The sequence below is a fragment of the Undibacterium sp. Di26W genome (genome assembly GCF_049340265.1).
GTDB lineage: Bacteria > Pseudomonadota > Gammaproteobacteria > Burkholderiales > Burkholderiaceae_D > Undibacterium.
Map to the genome: position 1 here is coordinate 42,312 of NZ_JBMPOR010000002.1, position 18,381 is coordinate 60,692.

At 51.6% G+C, this 18,381-nt stretch carries 15 protein-coding genes; 3 read left to right on the forward strand and 12 right to left on the reverse strand.

Going from position 1 to position 18,381, the window contains the following annotated elements; genetic code table 11:
• Positions 1-65: 65 nt before the first annotated feature.
• The 9 genes from bamA to rpsB form a co-directional block, all read right to left on the reverse strand.
• On the reverse strand, positions 66-2,414 hold the full coding sequence (gene bamA / locus ACO0LM_RS02580; RefSeq protein ID WP_423034068.1) for an outer membrane protein assembly factor BamA: 2,349 nt from the start codon (positions 2,412-2,414) through the stop codon (positions 66-68).
• Between the two features lie 68 nt (positions 2,415-2,482).
• Positions 2,483-3,877, reverse strand: a complete 1,395-nt coding sequence (gene rseP / locus ACO0LM_RS02585; RefSeq protein WP_423034070.1) for an RIP metalloprotease RseP — start codon at positions 3,875-3,877, stop codon at positions 2,483-2,485.
• Positions 3,877-5,058: a 1-deoxy-D-xylulose-5-phosphate reductoisomerase gene (gene ispC / locus ACO0LM_RS02590; protein WP_423034072.1), complete on the reverse strand. Its 1,182-nt coding sequence runs from the start codon at positions 5,056-5,058 to the stop codon at positions 3,877-3,879. The genes rseP and ispC overlap by 1 nt, the downstream gene beginning before the upstream one ends.
• Before the next feature lie 5 nt (positions 5,059-5,063).
• Complete coding sequence (locus tag ACO0LM_RS02595; RefSeq protein ID WP_423034074.1) at positions 5,064-5,882, reverse strand: phosphatidate cytidylyltransferase; 819 nt, start codon at positions 5,880-5,882, stop codon at positions 5,064-5,066.
• Entirely contained in the window at positions 5,882-6,661 is a 780-nt protein-coding gene (locus tag ACO0LM_RS02600; protein ID WP_423034076.1) for an isoprenyl transferase, read from the reverse strand. The genes ACO0LM_RS02595 and ACO0LM_RS02600 overlap by 1 nt, the downstream gene beginning before the upstream one ends.
• Positions 6,662-6,696: 35 nt before the next feature.
• Complete coding sequence (gene frr / locus ACO0LM_RS02605) at positions 6,697-7,257, reverse strand: ribosome recycling factor (RefSeq protein ID WP_422982190.1); 561 nt, start codon at positions 7,255-7,257, stop codon at positions 6,697-6,699.
• A gap of 81 nt (positions 7,258-7,338) precedes the next feature.
• Complete coding sequence (pyrH, locus tag ACO0LM_RS02610; RefSeq protein ID WP_162041352.1) at positions 7,339-8,055, reverse strand: UMP kinase; 717 nt, start codon at positions 8,053-8,055, stop codon at positions 7,339-7,341.
• A 249-nt stretch (positions 8,056-8,304) separates the two neighbouring features.
• On the reverse strand, positions 8,305-9,186 hold the full coding sequence (gene tsf, locus ACO0LM_RS02615) for a translation elongation factor Ts (protein ID WP_423034078.1): 882 nt from the start codon (positions 9,184-9,186) through the stop codon (positions 8,305-8,307).
• A 137-nt stretch (positions 9,187-9,323) separates the two neighbouring features.
• Positions 9,324-10,070, reverse strand: coding sequence for a 30S ribosomal protein S2 (gene rpsB / locus ACO0LM_RS02620; protein ID WP_423034080.1), 747 nt, complete (start codon positions 10,068-10,070; stop codon positions 9,324-9,326).
• Positions 10,071-10,391: 321 nt separating this feature from the next.
• Here rpsB and map point away from each other — a divergent pair, with 321 nt between their 5' ends.
• From map to ACO0LM_RS02635, 3 genes are all read left to right on the forward strand, one after another.
• A complete protein-coding gene (map, locus tag ACO0LM_RS02625; protein WP_423034082.1) occupies positions 10,392-11,210 on the forward strand; it encodes a type I methionyl aminopeptidase in 819 nt (272 codons plus the stop codon).
• Positions 11,211-11,223: 13 nt separating this feature from the next.
• Positions 11,224-13,776, forward strand: a complete 2,553-nt coding sequence (locus ACO0LM_RS02630; RefSeq protein WP_423034084.1) for a [protein-PII] uridylyltransferase — start codon at positions 11,224-11,226, stop codon at positions 13,774-13,776.
• A gap of 105 nt (positions 13,777-13,881) precedes the next feature.
• Complete coding sequence (locus ACO0LM_RS02635; RefSeq protein WP_423034086.1) at positions 13,882-14,631, forward strand: pseudouridine synthase; 750 nt, start codon at positions 13,882-13,884, stop codon at positions 14,629-14,631.
• Between the two features lie 185 nt (positions 14,632-14,816).
• On the opposite strand, the gene def is transcribed toward ACO0LM_RS02635, so the two are convergent.
• The 3 genes from def to ligA form a co-directional block, all read right to left on the reverse strand.
• Positions 14,817-15,350 (reverse strand): peptide deformylase, encoded by a 534-nt coding sequence (def, locus tag ACO0LM_RS02640; protein ID WP_423034088.1) that lies wholly within the window; start codon positions 15,348-15,350, stop codon positions 14,817-14,819.
• A 98-nt stretch (positions 15,351-15,448) separates the two neighbouring features.
• The gene (gene galU / locus ACO0LM_RS02645) at positions 15,449-16,324 is read right to left on the reverse strand and encodes a UTP--glucose-1-phosphate uridylyltransferase GalU (RefSeq protein WP_423034090.1); all 876 of its coding nucleotides are present in this window, start codon (positions 16,322-16,324) and stop codon (positions 15,449-15,451) included.
• 1 nt (position 16,325) lies between these two features.
• On the reverse strand, positions 16,326-18,380 hold the full coding sequence (gene ligA / locus ACO0LM_RS02650; RefSeq protein ID WP_423034092.1) for an NAD-dependent DNA ligase LigA: 2,055 nt from the start codon (positions 18,378-18,380) through the stop codon (positions 16,326-16,328).
• Between the last annotated feature and the right edge of the window lies 1 nt (position 18,381).

Consider the following 18,381-nt stretch of genomic DNA (forward strand, 5'->3'; position numbering starts at 1 on the left):
GGGTAATATGTTGACTCAAAATAATCTCCGTAACACGTACTAAAACAAATATGGTAATGCCTTTATCAGAACCCGGTACCCATCTGGAACTGGAATGACTGTTTCTTGTCATCTTCTTTGGCATTCAGTGCTTTACCAAAGCTCAGTTTCAATGGACCAACCGGCGATATCCAGCTTATACCTATACCTGCAGAAAAGCGCAAATCCTTCGCACGGACTTTTTGTCCCTCATCAAAGACGTTACCGCCGTCAAGGAAGGTAAACCAGCGCAGGGATTTATCCGCACCAGGGAATGGAATCTGTAATTCTACATTACCTAGCAACCTCGTTGCACCACCCAGTGCATCGCCATTCGGATCCTTGGTACCCAGGGTAGAAGGTTCATAGCCACGAACCGAACCGATACCACCAGCATAGAAGTTTTTAAACAAAGGATAAGGCTTACCGCCCAAACCGTGACCATAGTCAAATTCACCGTTCAAAGCCAGCACGACGGAACGATAAACCGGCTGGAACAATTGTGCATTATAGATCGCACGATAGTATTTGAAGCTGCCTACCGCTGATAATTCGAGATTGGCACGCTGATAACGACCGATAGTCGGCGTCAATACGCTATCGCGGCTATCCCTTTGCCATGCGGCAGTCAGCGGGAAGGACGTGGTTACGGCCTCACCGACACCGTAGTCCACACTGCCGGTGTCTTTGGAACCATTGCCATAGTCGGCAACATATTTCAGGTAGCGATACGGGCTGCCGTAAAAGGTTTGTACCTTGGTACGTTCAAAACCCAGGCCAAAGAAGACGGTATCGACTTCAGAGAACGGTACACCAAAACGCAAGGCACCACCGGTGGTCTGGATTTTATAATCGCCGACGCTACCGATAATAGGACGCGTGGTACGTATGTAAGCTTCGATATTGCGACTAACACCATCGTCGGTAAAATACGGATCTGTGTGAGAAACCGCAATGGTGCGGTTCTGGCTGCTGGTATTGATATCCAGACCTATCGTATCACCACTACCAAAGGCATTGGCTTGCTGGATGGAACCAGTCAACGTCAGTCTTTCAGCACTGGAGTAACCGGCACCAAACAAAAGATTACCCGTCGGTTTTTCAGTGACGGACAGATTTACGTCCACCTGATCAACGCTGGTAGGTACTTCAGGTGTTTCTATCGTCACATCCTTGAAGTAACCCAGACGCTCTACGCGGTCACGGGAAGTCTTGATTTTTTCGCCATCGTACCAGGAACTTTCAAACTGACGGAATTCGCGGCGGATGACCTCATCACGCGTACGGGTATTACCAGCCAGGTTGATACGACGCACATAGACGCGCTTGCCCGGATCAACAAAGATCGTGAATGCAACTTCTTTCTTTTCTTTGTCGAGGATAGGATTGGCATTAACGTTGGCAAATGCATAACCAAAGTTACCCATACGCTCGGAAATGCGCTTGGTACTCTCGGTCAGGCGGGCCGCATTGTAAATATTGCCTTTTTTCAACAATAACAGGGAAGCGAGCTCTTCTTCACGTCCCATGGTGTCGCCTTCAAGCTTGATATCGGAAACAGTGTACTTGTCGCCTTCATCAAGGTTGATGGTAATGTAGATGTCTTTCTTGTCCGGGGTGATGGAAATCTGGGTAGACAGGATTTGCATCTCCAGATAGCCACGGTTTTGATAAAACGAGCGCAAGGTCTCGATATCACCCGACAGCTTCTGTTTCGAATACTGGTCAGCCTTGGTGTACCAGCTAAACCAGCCTGGGGTGGACAAGGCCATCAACTCGCGCAGTTCACCATCCGAAAAAGCCTTGTTACCAATGATATTGATCTGGGCAATTTTTGCCACATCGCCTTCATCCACCGCAAACGTCACGTTCACACGGTTACGTTCTATCGGCGTGATGGTGGTGGTTATTTGCATGCCATACAAGCCCTTGGACAGGTATTGGCGTTTTAATTCCTGCTCGGCACGGTCAACCGTTGCCTTATCGAAGATGCGTGATTCGCCGACACCGATATCTTTCAGCGCCTTGACCAGTGCATCTTTCTCAAATTCCTTGGTGCCGGTAAATTCCACGCCGGCGATGGTAGGACGCTCTTCCAGCAAAACAACCAGAATCCCATCCTGTACTTCTATCTGAACATCCTTGAAGAAACCCGTGGCATACAGGGATTTGATCGCAGTCGTACTTTTAGCGTCATCAAATACCTCGCCGACCTTGACAGGTAAATAGCTGAATACAGTACCGGCCTCCGTCCGTTGCAATCCTTCTACCCGTATATCCTTGACGGTAAAGGGTTCAATCGCGAGTGCGTTTCCAGTGCAGAGTGCAAATGCGGCCAGAGACAAGGCATGACGACGAAAATGGGCTAAAGTGAACTGCTCGATATGTAATTTCATTGGGTATAAATTTCTTTCAACACTCTCAATATTGCTATCTGAAATGAGTTCCTGTCATCAACCGGCTATTATGGCATTAGTCGGGGCAAGTATGACATTAGTCTGGCAAAGTCATTAAAAAAAGCTATCCCCATCATGGCCAATAGCAATGTACCCCCTGCGTATTGCGCCATTCTGATAGAACGCTCGGGCAAAGGTTTCCCTGTCAAAACTTCCAGCGAATAATACAACAAATGCCCTCCATCCAAAAATGGAATAGGTAGTAAATTCATCACTCCCAGGCTAATACTGACGAAGGCAATGAAATTAATATAACTAATTGCCCCGATTCTGGAGGTTTGCCCCGCATAATCGGCAATAGTTATCGGGCCAGATATATTCCTTAGGGAAACTTCGCCAGTAAACATCTTCCCTATCATTTTCAAACTCAGGGAACTGGTATCCCATACTCGTTCCGCTGCTTTGGAAATTGCTTCAAAGAAGGAAGACTGAACGGTCACTATTTCTGCATTCACCGCCCGCAATTTTACTTTCAACTGCCCTACTGTCTTTCCATTGACTTGTTGCGCCACAGGCGTCACATCTACCTCAAAGCGATCCTGCTTTCTTTTTACCAATAGACTCAACGGTTTACCGGGATTAGCGTTGACGACGCCAATAAAATCGATCACATCCAGCAAAGGTTTTTGCCCCACGGCAATGATTTGATCACCCGCCAGCAAGCCCGCCTTCGAGGCAGGACTATCCGGCATCACTTCATCGAAAATAACCTCAGGATTAACTGCCAAACCCAAACCCACCAAGCCAGCAAAATCGCCTTCCAGCTCTTTTGCGCTTAATTGCTTCACGGGCAGTTCAACAGAAAGCCGGATTTTACTGCCAGGTCTATCCGGGTTATCCCGCTGCACTTCGATATGTGGATCGGCATGCGACAGGCCGGCTTTCATCAGATGCCACTTCAGCTCAGTCCAGGTCTGTATTTTCTTGTCATTGATCTCAAGCACCAGATCGCCCTGCCGCAAGCCAGCCTGGTAAGCAAGGGAAGAACTTGATGTCAATCGCAATTTTGCCACTGGCTCCTGAATACCGTGCATAAACAAACCGGCAAACAGGGCAATAGCCAGGAGAAAATTCGCCATCGGCCCAGCCAGAACAATTGCTGCACGCTTCCAGACAGATTGATTGCGAAATTCGCGCGCCACATCTTCCTGTGTAAACTCAGTGGTATCAGGATCACTGGAATCAAACCACGAAACATAGCCACCCAAGGGTAAATTGGAAATCGCCCATTCCATCTGGTCTTTACCAAATTTACGGGAATAAATGACCTTCCCCCAGCCAAAAGAATATCGCCGCACTTTCACGCCGCACCAGCGCGCCACCAGATAGTGGCCCAACTCATGAATATTCACCAAAATACTCAAGCTTACAAAAAAAGCCAGGACACTTTGAAAAAATATCATCACAGGATCATCGCCCCTGTCAGTGCACGCGCCTCTGCATCACAGGCCAGGATGCTGTCCAGGTCTGGGGTGTCGGTCACCGCCATTTTTTCCAGCGTGCGCTGTATGAGCTGATTGATCATGCGGAAGCCGATTTTTTTATCCAAAAATGCTTGGACAGCGACTTCATTACTTGCGTTCAATATGATTGCGGCAGACTGTCCTGTGCGCAAGGCATCATAGGCCAATTGCAGGCAAGGAAAACGCGTCATATCCGGCGCCTGGAAATGCAGGCTGGCCACCTTCAACAGGTCGAGAGGCGCCACACCGGAAGCTATCCGTTCAGGATACGCCATGCCATAGGCGATAGGAATGCGCATGTCTGGATTGCCCATCTGTGCCAGCACGGTACCATCGGTATAAGACACCATGGAATGAATCACGCTTTGTGGATGAATCACGACTTCGATCTGCTCCGCCGGTGTCGCAAACAGCCAGTGGGCTTCAATCACTTCCAGCCCCTTGTTCATCATGGTCGCTGAATCAACGGAGATTTTGCGTCCCATGACCCAGTTCGGGTGGGCAACCGCCTGTTCCGGTGTGACATCGGTGAGCGTCGACACGTCCCGGTTCAGGAAAGGACCGCCAGAGGCAGTCAGCAGAATCTTGTGGATGCCATGATGTCCGGGCCGGCGGTCATACTTACCCGGCAGACACTGGAATATGGCATTGTGTTCACTATCGATGGGCAAGAGTGCAGCACCACTATGCTGGATCGCATCGATAAACAACTGCCCCGACATGACCAGCGCTTCCTTGTTGGCCAGCAAGACCTTCTTGCCGGCACGCGCGGCTGCCAGCGAGGCCGGCAAACCGGCAGCACCGACGATGGCGGCCATCACGCTATCGCATTCCGGCGCACTGGCGACATCACACAAGGCCTGCGGGCCATGTTGTACCTGGATATGGGCCAGATTCATTTCCCGCAAGCGGCTGGCAAGTTCATCTGCCGCTTTGGCCGTACCCACCACTGCGACCTGGGGTAAAAAAGCCTGGCATTGTTGCGCCAGTTTTTCCACTTGTGTATGTGCAGTCAGGGCAAAAACGCCATAGCGATCAGGGTGCCTGGCAACGACATCCAGCGTGGATACGCCGATTGAGCCGGTGGCTCCCAAAATGCATAACTGCTGTTTTTTCTGCATACTGTCTATCGCCATAAATCCAGCAAAGCTGCCAGTGGAAGAACTGGTATCAGCGCATCTATCCTGTCCAGCACGCCGCCATGTCCCGGCAACAGTTTGCTGCTGTCTTTCATGCCGACGCGCCGTTTCAGCGATGATTCAAACAAATCACCGACGACACTGGCTGCTGTCAACACGCTCATGGCAAGCACGAATATCAGCCAGCCTTTTCTGGCCAGCAAATGTGCAGTAAACGTATTTTCCAGGCCAGGGATAAACGCTGTCGCCGTCGCCAGCGCCACTACGCAGACCCAGCCGCCTATCGCGCCTTCCCAGGATTTTCCTGGAGAAATAGTTGGTGCCAGCTTGTGCTTTCCCAAGGCCTTCCCTGAAAAATAAGCACCAATATCCGCGACCCAGACGATGGCCATGACAGAAAACAGATACATGGGTGAATATTTGAAGAACACCGCAATCGCCACGAAACAGGCAAAGATGCTGATGCCGTACAAGGCACTCAGCAAGCCACTGGTAAAGCCGCGCACGTCGGGCAAGCCGCGCGCCAGTGTCGGCAACAAACGGAAAATCCAGAATGCGCTGGCAAAGGCAAACAGCAAGAGTTGCGAAAAACTCTCAAGATGGAAGTAAAAGTACCCCAGCATGCCAGTCCAGATTACCGCCATGACCAGCGGTGCCGGCTTGGCAAACAAACGCTGGCATTCCCAGATGGCCGCTGCAAAGAACACCAGCGCAAGCACGGCAAAAGCGATAAACGAAGCCGAATACAGAACTGGCAGCAAGATCGCCAGCAAAACCAGGGCTGTCGCTACACGGGTTTTTAGCATCAATTGCTTTCTTGTGCAGGGGATTGTTCGGATACCTGCGCACTGGTGCGGCCAAAGCGGCGCTCACGATGCTGATAGGAGGCGATAGCCAGATCCAGTGCTGCCGCATCAAAATCAGGCCAGAATGTATCCGTGAAATAGAATTCACTATAGGCCAATTGCCATAAAAGGAAATTGGAAATGCGGGTTTCGCCGCCAGTGCGGACGAACAGGTCAGGCTCAGGCGCATAGGCCATGGACAGATAAGCAGCCAACTGGTCTTCATCTATCGCTTGCCCGGCCTTGCCAGCGGCGCTCAGGTCCTGCTGCAGGCGATTGGCCGCCTGCACGATATCCCAGCGCCCACCATAATTGGCGCAGACGGTGACGGTCAGGCCCTTGTTCAGGGCGGTTTTTTCTTCCGCCGCCTGTATCATGGCTTGCAATTTGACATCGAAACGCGTCAGGTCACCCACCACTTTCAGGCGGATATCATTGGCGTGCATTTTTGCCACTTCTTTTTCCAGCGCAGTGACGAACAGACGCATCAGCAAAGACACTTCTTCCGCCGGGCGACGCCAGTTTTCAGAACTGAAAGCAAACAGGGTCAGGTAAGACACGCCGCGCCGGGCGCAGGCCTCAACCACGCCCCTGACTGCTTCCACGCCCTTCACATGGCCAGCGACGCGCGGCAAGAAACGCTTGGTTGCCCAGCGTCCGTTGCCGTCCATGATGATTGCAATATGTTTAGGAATCGCGCCAACCGCAGGAACTTCCTTGGTAGAACTTGTATGGCTCATGTAAATCCAGAATGTGTTGGTACGCGGGCAAGGGCTTAAACTGTCAACACTTCTTTCTCTTTGTCGGCCAGAAGCTTGTCCACTTCAGCAACGAATTTATCAGTCAGTTTCTGGACTTCATCTTGCGAACGACGCTCATCATCTTCCGAGCATTCTTTCTCTTTCAACATCTTTTTCAGTGTTTCATTGGCATCGCGGCGAATATTGCGGATGGCAATCTTGGCGCTCTCACCTTCGGTCTTGACCAGCTTGACCATCTCTTTGCGACGCTCTTCTGTCAGCGGCGGTGTAGGCACGCGTATCAGTTCGCCCTGAGACGACGGATTCAAACCCAGATCAGCGTCACGGATGGCTTTTTCAATCGCATTGAGCATCTTCTTTTCCCAAGGCTGCACACCGATGGTACGCGCATCAATCAGCGTCACATTGGCAACCTGGGTAATATGGGTAGGTGTTCCGTAGTAATCAACCTGGACGTGGTCGAGAATGCCAGTGTGGGCACGGCCGGTACGGACCTTGGCCAAATCGTTTTTCAAAGTCTCGATTGACTTTTGCATGCGCTGGTCGGAATTCTTTTTAATATCTGCTACGCTCATGGCGCTCTCCTGTACATCGTGGCTGGGATGGCGCAACCGCCTCTCCTTGCCGAATTAATATGAACCATCCAAAGTGCAGGATTATACGTGCACTAATGTGCCTTCGTCTGCCCCCAGGATGACATTCTTCAATGCGCCCGGCTTAATAATGGAAAATACCTTGATTGGCAATTTCTGATCACGGCACAGGGCAAATGCGGTGGCATCCATGACTTGCAAGTGGCGGGCAATCGCCTCATCAAAGGAAATCGTGGTGTAACGGGTCGCTGTCGCATCCTTTTTAGGGTCGGCAGTATAGACACCGTCCACCTTGGTCGCCTTCAGTACGATTTCAGCACCGATCTCGGAACCACGCAAGGCAGCGGCGGTGTCGGTGGTAAAGAAAGGGTTGCCGGTACCGGCAGCAAAGACGATGACCTTGCCTTCTTCCAGGTATTGCAGGGCTTTGGGACGCACATAGGGCTCGACCACCTGGTCAATGGCAATCGCCGACATCACGCGGGATGTCAGGCCAACCTGACGCATGGCATCCGACAACGCCAGTGCATTCATGACGGTGGCCAGCATGCCCATGTAATCGGCAGTAGCCCTGTCCATACCCTGGGCACCTGGCGCCACACCACGGAAGATGTTGCCGCCGCCGATGACAATTGCCAGTTCCACGCCCATTCTTGATACTTCTGCCACATCGGCCACCATGCGTTCTATGGTGGCGCGGTTAATGCCAAACGGATCATCGCCCATCAGGGCTTCGCCAGAGAGCTTCAAGAGTACACGCTTGTAAGCAGGTTTTGTCATGATAGGACTCCTTCTGGTAAGTTGATTAGTCTAAAAGATTACATGCAGAATGAGATAACTTTGATAAAGCATCTCTTGTTTTCTATTTGGATTGCCAACGCAAGCCTGACAATCATAGGCAAACCAAATAAAACGCCAGAACTGGATATTCACATCTGAACGCACAAACTTAAAGAGCTGGAAACAAATACTTACAATCGCAAGGTTTAAAAAAACGGGCCTTTCGGCCCGTTTTTTTGATTCGCCAGATTACGCTTGTTTCGCTGCAGCCACTTGCGCGGCCACCTCTGCGGCAAAATCGTCCTGCTTCTTCTCAATACCTTCACCAACAACAAACATCGTGAACGCTTTCACTGTTGTATTAACAGATTTCAACATCTGTTCAACAGTTTGCTTGTCGTTCTTGACGAAAGTCTGGTTCAGCAAAGAAACTTCTTTCAGGAATTTTTGCACAGAGCCATCAACCATTTTTGCAACGATATCCGCTGGCTTGCCAGATTCAGCCGCTTTCAGGGCAGCTACAGAACGTTCTTTTTCGATCAGATCAGCAGGAACCTGGTCAGAAGACAAAGAAACTGGTTTCATCGCAGCAATGTGCATTGCCACGTCTTTACCCACTTGCTCATCTGCACCGTCAAATTCAACAACCACGCCGATACGTGTGCCGTGCAGGTAAGAAACCAGCTTGGCGCTAGTGTCAAAACGCACGAAACGACGGAAGGACATGTTTTCGCCGATTCTACCAACCAGGGCTGCACGTACTTCTTCTACTGTCTTGCCATCCAGTGGCAAAGCACCCAATGCTGCGATGTCAGCAGGATTATGCTCAGCAATCAGCTTTGCGCAGGTATTAGCCAGTGCCAGGAAGTCATCATTCTTGGTAACGAAGTCTGTTTCGCAATTAACTTCGATCAGGGAACCAACCTTACCAGCGATGTGAGATGCGACAACGCCTTCTGCAGTGATACGGGAAGATGCCTTGGAAGCTTTGCTACCCAGTTTCACACGCAGAATTTCTTCCGCACGTTCCATGTCGCCTTCTGCTTCTGTCAGGGCTTTTTTACATTCCATCATCGGCGCGTCTGTCTTCGCGCGCAATGCACCTACCAAAGCTGCCGTAATTGCCGCCATGTCATTCTCCTAGTTCAATGGTGCCACGGGGCACCGATATCAAATTTTGTTTAAAAAAAAGGGCGAACGATTGTTGCCCATTTTTTTGCCTCAGGTTGTCATGACAACCTGAAGCCATGTGCCTGAACAGGCAATTATTATGCTTGTTCTACTTCTACGAACTCATCGGAACCTGGTTTAACAGCTTCCAAAACTTCGTTGACTGCATTTGCACGACCTTCGAGGATTGCGTCAGCAACACCACGAGCATACAAAGCGATCGCTTTGGAGGAGTCATCATTACCAGGGATGATGTAAGCAACACCTTCTGGGGAGTGGTTAGTATCAACCACGCCGATAACAGGGATACCCAGTTTTGCAGCTTCAGTAATCGCGCCTTTATGGTAGCCGACGTCGACTACGAAAATTGCGTCAGGAATGCCGCCCATATCCTTGATACCACCGATGGATTTTTGCAGCTTGATCATTTCACGCTGAAACATCAGTCCTTCTTTTTTGGACAGCTTTTCTACAGAGCCGTCTTCAATGGAAGCTTCCATGTCTTTCAGACGCTTGATCGATGTTTTGACTGTTTTGAAGTTAGTCAACATACCACCCAACCAGCGCTGATCAACGAAAGGCATGCCAGAGCGATTTGCTTCAGCAGCGATGATGTCACGGGATTGACGTTTGGTACCAACCAGCAATACTGTGCCGCGGTTTGAAGACAGTTGACGAATATACTTCATCGCCTCCTGGTACATGGCCAGGGTTTTTTCCAGGTTGACGATATGAATCTTGTTGCGATGACCGAAAATATACGGTGCCATTTTTGGATTCCAAAAACGGGTTTGGTGACCAAAGTGCACACCGGCTTCCAGCATTTCACGCATTGTTACAGACATAATAACTCCAGGGTTAGGTCTTGAATCCAGCCAGTGATCCAAGCAGCTTCATGACAATCTCAATGATTTGCATGTAAGCGCCGAAGACACCCTTTTCGACCGGATTCGATTAATAAAAAATTAATTAACTCATGCTATATTTGAATACATCCACAAGCTAACCATCAATTGTACTATGAAAATCGGGTTTTCCTCAAGTGCTGCGTTTTATTGGGAGAATGCGGTACTCGCCTTACTGGACTATAATTCCGGTTCTGCAACATTCTCGCAATTTTACCTGCTGCCATCAACCTGATCGCGGCAACAGACTGAAGAAAACGTATGGAAGCTATTACTATCAAAACGCCGGAAGATATCGCCGGCATGCGCATTGCCGGAAGATTGGCTTCCGAAGTCCTCGATTACATCACGCCTTTTGTCAAAGTCGGCGTCACCACGGGTGAGCTGGATAGACTGTGCCACGAATACATGCTGAATGTACAAGGCACCATCCCTGCCCCGCTGAATTACTGCCCGCCAGGCTATACGCCTTACCCAAAAGCCATCTGCACCTCTATCAATGACGTGATCTGCCATGGCATTCCTGGCGACAAAGTCCTGAAAGATGGCGATTCTGTCAATCTGGATATCACCGTCATCAAAAACGGCTACCACGGCGATACCAGCCGCATGTTTTTGCTGGGCGAAGCATCCATACTGGCCAAGCGCCTCAGCGCCATCACCTATGACTGCATGTGGCTGGGCATCGCAAAAATCAAACCGGGCGTCCATCTGGGCGATATCGGCCATGTCATACAACAACACGCAGAAAAAGCTGGCTACAGCGTGGTGCGCGAATTCTGCGGCCATGGAATAGGCAAGATTTTTCACGAAGCGCCGCAAGTCATGCACTACGGCAAACCAGGCACCATGGAAAAACTGCTGCCAGGCATGATTTTCACCGTAGAACCGATGATCAATGCCGGCCGCCGTGAAATCAAGGAAATGCCGGATGGCTGGACCATCAAGACCAAGGACCGCAGCCTGTCAGCGCAATGGGAACATACCGTACTGGTGACCGAAACCGGCTATGAAGTGCTGACCCTGTCGGATGGCTATCCGCCGATTCCGGATTTCATTACTGCAGCGACCAAAGTCTAAGGCCTATAGGCAAATGCAGACTCCGGCACTCACATTCAAGGAAGAATTAAAGTCAGCACAACTGCTCGTCATTAATGCATTCAAGGAAAATCACAAGGCAGAGCAATTGCTGCATGACCTGTGCCGCAACGTCGATCATCTGCTGAGCAAGATCTGGCGCCATTTTGATTTTCCCAAGGAAGCAGCACTGGTGGCAGTAGGCGGCTATGGCCGTGGCGAACTATTCCCGTATTCAGATGTGGATGTACTGATACTGCTGCAGCAAAGACCGGATGCCGCATTGCGCGAGAAGCTGGAAAAACTGGTGCAGCTGTTCTGGGATATCGGCCTGGATATGGGGCACAGCATACGCACCATTGAAGAATGCCTGCAAGAATCCGCGGCCGACATCACCGTGCAAACCAGCCTGCTGGAAGCACGCCTGGTAACCGGCAGCCGCAAGTTATTCCGCGACATGCAGCAGCACTATGCGGAAGCAATGAATCCGCAAAAATTTTTCCAGGAAAAATTGCTGGAACTGCAGCAGCGCCATGTGAAGTATGAAGACACACCCTACAGCCTGGAACCGAACTGCAAGGAAAGCCCGGGTGGCCTGCGTGACTTACAGGTGATACTCTGGGTTGCCAAGGCAGCCAACCTGGGCAATTCATGGCGCGAACTGGCAGAAAGTGGCCTGATTACCGACATCGAAGCGCGGCAATTAAAACGCAATGAACGCGCCTTCAAGGATATCCGCATACGCCTGCACATTTATGCCGGCCGGCGTGAAGACCGCCTGATCTTTGATGTGCAGTCACCCATCGCTGAAACTTTCGGCTTCAAGACGACCGAATCGCGGCGTGCCAGCGAATACCTGATGCAGCGTTATTACTGGGCCGCCAAGGCAGTCACTCAGTTGAATACCGTATTGCTGCAAAATATCGAGGCTGTCTTGTTTCCGCAGCCATCGGTGCCGCGCCCCATCAATGAGCATTTCAATGAAGTGAACGGCTTTATTGATATTGCCAGGGACGACACCTTTGAAGCGACACCGTCGACCATCTTCGAAATCTTCCTGGTCATGACCAGGCAAAGTGAACTCAAGGGCATGACCGCCAGGACCCTGCGCGCACTATGGCATGCGCGCCTGCTGATCGATGCTGAATTCAGGCACGATATTTTCAACCGTTCACTGTTCCTGCAGATATTGCAGTCCCCGCAAGGCATCACCCATGCCCTACGCCACATGAACCAGATGAGCATACTCGGGCGCTATCTGCCTAACTTCCGCCGCATCATAGGGCAGATGCAGCACGACCTGTTTCATGCCTACACGGTGGACCAGCATATCCTGATGGTAGTGCGCAATCTGCGCCGCTTCACCATGCCGGAACACGCGCATGAATACCCGTTCTGCAGTCAATTGATGGCGAATTTCAATCAGCCGTGGATACTGTATATTGCCGCCCTGTTCCACGATATTGCCAAGGGGCGTGGGGGCGATCATTCCATCCTGGGCATGACCGATGCCAAGAAATTCTGCTATGACCATGGTCTGACCAAGGCGAATACCGGGCTCATCGTTTTCCTGGTACAAAACCACCTGACGATGTCGCATGTGGCGCAAAAGCAGGATTTATCTGATCCGGATGTGGTGCAAAATTTTGCCAGCCTAGTCAAGGATGAGCGTCATCTGACGGCCCTGTATTTGCTGACCGTATCCGACATACGCGGCACCAGCCCCAAGGTCTGGAATGCCTGGAAAGGCAAATTACTCGAAGACCTGTACCGCATGACCTTGCGCGTACTGGGTGGCGAAGCACCGAGCAAAGACCGGGAACTGAAAAACCGCCAGGAAGATGCCCTCAAGGCGCTGCGCCTGTATGGCCTGGAACCAGATGCCCACGAAAAATTCTGGCAGCAACTGGATGTCGCTTACTTTTTGCGTCATGATGCATCCGACATCGCCTGGCAGACGCGCGCCCTGCACGACCGCATAGACAGTGCCACGCCAGTGGTGAAATGCCGCTTGTCACCGATTGGCGAGGGCTTGCAGATTACTGTCTACGTCAAGGACCAGCCGGATTTATTCGCCCGCATCTGCAATTATTTCGATGGCAAGAACTTTGGCATTCTGGATGCCAAGATTCACACCAGCAAAAGTGGCTATGCACTCGATACCTTCCTGGTGATTGAGCCGGCCTTTGCCAATAATTATCGCGACATCATCAATCTGCTGGAACATGAATTGACCGAAGTGCTGACCCGACAGACACCGCTGTCGCCGCCGAATCGCGGACGCCTGTCGCGCATGTCGCGCACCTTCCCTATCGTGCCCACTGTGAATTTGCGCCCGGATGATCGTGGCCAGTATTATTTGCTGTCGATCTCGGCAAATGACCGCAATGGCTTGCTGTATGCTATTGCGAATATCCTGACCAAGCACAAGATCAATTTGCATACGGCAAAAATCATGACGCTGGGGGAAAGGGTCGAAGACGTCTTTATCGTCGACGGCCCGGCCTTGCAGGGTGCCCGCAGCCAGATTCAGTTTGAAACCGATTTGCTGGATGCCTTGCGTATTTGAACACTGGCATCTGGACACTGGCGCCTGATACCAAGCATCCTGAACCAACCCCATGTCGCGGCCCACAGGCCGCTGATATCGCCGTAATTTTTATTTGATAGCACCATGACTGAACTTGTAAGACTCTCGAAACGCATGTCCGAACTGGGCCTTTGCTCACGACGCGAGGCCGATGAATGGATCGCCCGTGGCTGGGTAAGAGTGGATGGCAAAGTCATTTCCGAACTGGGCAGCAAAGTACTGCCACACCAGCAGGTGACAGTGGAAAGACAGGCCGCCGCCGAACAATCAAAACGCGTCACCGTCCTCATCAACAAACCGGTGGGTTATGTCAGCGGCCAGGCAGAAGATGGCTACACGCCAGCCATCGCCCTGGTCAAGCCGGAAAATCGCTGGGCAGAAGATGATGTCGATACGCAGTTCCACCCTACCCAGTTACGCAGCCTGGTGCCTGCGGGCAGGCTCGATATTGATTCGGTAGGCTTGCTGGTATTGACCCAGGATGGCCGCATCGCCAAGCACCTGATCGGCGAAACGACGGTCGTTGAAAAAGAATATCTGGTGCGCGTCGAATATGGCAAACCGGGGAGCCGCTTGCCGGATGCCGACTTGCGTCGCCTGAATCATGGCCTGACGCTGGATGGCAAGAAGCTGCTGCCGGCAAAAGTCACCTGGCAAAATGACGATCAACTGAACTTCATTTTGCGCGAAGGCAAGAAGCGCCAGATCCGACGTATGTGCGAGATGGTGGGGCTAAAGGTATTGGGCCTGAAACGTGTGCGCATAGGCAAGGTCAAGCTGGGCAAACTGCCCGAAGGACAGTGGCGCTATCTGCGTGAAGACGAACAATTCTGACCTGCCTGGTCAACTTGGCCAGCTAACAACTTAGAACCTGTTTGCGATCTGTAGCGAGCGTGCGTCAGCGGGGTAAGGGTAACAAAAGCGCAGCGCAAAAAGCGGAATGTACTCTAGGTACATGAGCATTTTGAGCAGCACATGAGCCCCTATCACGCACGCGCAGTAAGATCGCAAACAGGTTCTTAATCATCGTCATTTGGGTCCATCTCTGGAAACAGCACTTCAGTAAAACCAAACTGTGTCAGGTCACGGATACGCATGGGGTACAGAATGCCATTCAGGTGATCACATTCATGCTGCACTACACGCGCATGAAAACCATCCACTTCGCGTGAAATGGCTTTGCCAAACTGGTCAAAGCCTTCATACCGCAAGGCACTCCAGCGCGGCACCAGGCCACGCATGCCAGGCACGGACAAACAACCTTCCCACGCATCATCCGTGGCATCAGACAAGGGTGTCAACACCGGATTGATGAGCACGGTTTCCGGCACCACCGGTGCATCCGGGTAACGTGGATTGGTTTTAAAACCAAAAATCACCAGTTGCAGATTGATGCCTATCTGCGGTGCTGCCAACCCTGCGCCGTTTGCCGCCGCCATGGTTTCAAACATGTCCCTGATCAACTGATGCAACTCGGGGGTATCAAAGTCAGCCACCTGCTCGGCAACTCTCAACAGACGGGCATCGCCCATTTTAAGGATAGGATGGATCATGATGCACCACTTTTATTTCATTGATATAAAAAATGCGGCCAGTTTAAAAAAATCTGACCGCAACATCTGCATAACCAAACCAAGTCTGGCTGGCCCGATTATTTCAGGGACTGCAGGTACTCGGTAAATTCAGCGCTGGTTTCCTTGTGCTTCAATCCCAAAGCGACACTGGCCTTCAGATAACCGAGCTTGGAGCCACAATCATACCGGGTAGCCTGAGGGCGGAATGCATATACCGGGAAATCCTTGAGCATGGCAGCAATACCATCCGTCAGTTGAATCTCACCGCCAGAACCCTTGCCCAGGGTTTCCAGGTAAGAAAATATACGGCCAGACAAAATATAACGCCCCACCACAGCCAGGGTCGACGGTGCAACATCCGGCATCGGTTTTTCCACGATGCCCTGTACGCGGTCCAGGTGTTCTGTATAGGGCGTACCACTGACGATACCGTACTGACGGGTAAATTCACGCGGGACGTTTTGCACGGCGATTATACTGCCACCTTCGGCTTCGTATTGACGCGCCATCTGCGCCATGACGGATGGCTGGCCGGCATCGGCATCCATCAAATCGTCTGCCAGCAATACGGCAAAAGGATCATCGCCAATCACAGGGCGCGCACACAAAACGGCATGGCCCAAACCCAGTGCCGCAGTCTGGCGGATATAGATGCAGTTGATGTTTTTAGGAATGACGTTTCTGACCAGGTCCAGCAAGGCTGCTTTACCAGCGGCTTCGAGTTCACTTTCCAACTCATACGCCTTGTCGAAATGATCTTCAATCGCACGCTTGTTTCTACCGGTGATGAATACCATCTCGGTAATCCCGGCTTCCACCGCTTCTTCAACTGCGTATTGAATCAGGGGCTTGTCGACGATAGGCAACATTTCTTTTGGTTGTGCCTTGGTAGCAGGCAAAAAGCGACTACCCAAACCAGCGACCGGGAATACGGCTTTTGTAATTTTTCTCATTTCAGCTCCTGGAACAAAGTTGAAGCAATTCTGCTTCTGTCAAAATAGTAATACCCAATTCTTGCGCCTTCACCAACTTGCTGCCTGCATCATCACCTGCCACTACATAGCTGGTTTTTTTGGAGACTGAACCGGCTACCTTGCCACCTGCTTTTTCGATAACTTCCGTTGCCTGGTCGCGGCTTAATGTGGGCAAGCTGCCGGTCAGCACCAAGGTCTTGCCTGCCAATACCTGCTCACCTTTTTCCTGTACTTCAATCTCAGGCCAGTGTATGCCGGAAGCGACCAATTGCTCAACCAATTCCACGTTCAGACTGTCGCCAAAAAACCGCAGTATGGATTTGGCAACTACCGGTCCGACATCAGGCACGCTCAACAACTGCTCCTCATTCGCCTGCAACAGGGCCTGGACATTTCCAAAATGGCTAGCCAGATCCTTCGCGGTGGATTCACCGACATGGCGTATCCCCAATGCATAAATAAAACGGGCAAAACTGGTTTCTTTTGACACTTCCAGCGCATGCAAGATGTTTTGCGCTGATTTTTCCGCCATGCGATCCAGCTCAACCAGTGCACGCAGACCCAACTTGTACAAGTCTGCTGCCGTGGTGACCACCTGCTTGTCGACCAGTTGATCAATCAGCTGTTCACCGACACCGTCAATATTCATGGCCTTGCGTGAAGCGAAGTGAAACAGGCCGCCCTTGCGCTGCGCCGAACATTTGATCCAACCGCCAGTGCAACGGGCAATCGCTTCGTCTTCCGGTTTCTGTATGGCTGAGCCGCAAATGGGACAAGCTTCAGGCATGACAAACTGGCGTGCATCCGCTGGACGTTTTTCCAGCACGCTGGACACCACTTCGGGAATGACATCACCAGCCCGGCGTACCGACACAGTATCGCCTATGCGGATATCCTTGCGCTGCACTTCTTCTTCATTGTGCAGCGTGGCATTGGTGACCGTCACGCCACCCACAAACACCGGTGCCAGCCTGGCAACCGGGGTAATCGCACCAGTACGGCCCACCTGCACTTCGATATCCAGCACGGTCGTCAACGCTTCTTGCGCAGGGAATTTATGCGCAATGGCAAAGCGTGGTGCACGCGAGACATACCCCAGCGACTGCTGGCTGGCAAACTCATTGACCTTGTAGACCACTCCATCTATCTCGTAATCGAGTACCGCACGCTTGTCCTGTATCGCCCGATAAAATGCCAGCAAGCCCTGCGCTCCTTTGACCAGCGCATTTTCTTCACAAACAGGAATCCCGGCCTGACGATACCAGTCCAGCAAGGCCCGATGGGAGGGCGGCATGTCCATGCCCTCCAGCGCCCCTATGCCATAGGCAAAAAACCGCAGGCTGCGCTGGGCAGTAATTTTGGAATCCAGTTGACGCAGGCTGCCAGCCGCTGCATTGCGCGGGTTGGCAAATTCTTTTGCACCGGCATCACGCTGACGCTGGTTCAGCTTTTCAAAATCGCGCTTGAACATCAACACCTCGCCGCGCACATCCAATATCCTGGGGGGATTTTCCACCTGCAAGCGCAAAGGGATACTACGTATGGTGCGGATGTTTTCAGTCACATCTTCGCCAGTAAAACCATCACCACGGGTCGCGGCCTGGGTGAACAGACCATCGACATAGCGCAGGTTGATGGCCAGGCCGTCAAATTTGAGGTCGATGGCGTAATCAATTTCCTGTGCCGCATCCAGCCCTTCACGCACACGGCGGTCAAAGTTGGTGACATCATCATCTTCAAAGCCGTTATTCAGTGACAGCATGGGCACGGCATGCTGCACCTGGCCAAATTCCGGCAAGGGTGCGCCGCCAACACGATTGGTCGGCGAATCTGCGGTTTTTAATTCGGGGTGGGATTGTTCGAGTTGCTGCAATTCCGAAAACAGCCTGTCGTATTCAGCATCCGGTACGCTGGGATTGTCCAGCACGTAATAGGCATGGGCATGGCGATTCAATTCCGCATGCAAAAACTGCACGCGCTGCGCCGCCGCCGGTGCTCCCGAAGCCGGAGCACCATCCAAAAAATCATTCTGCATA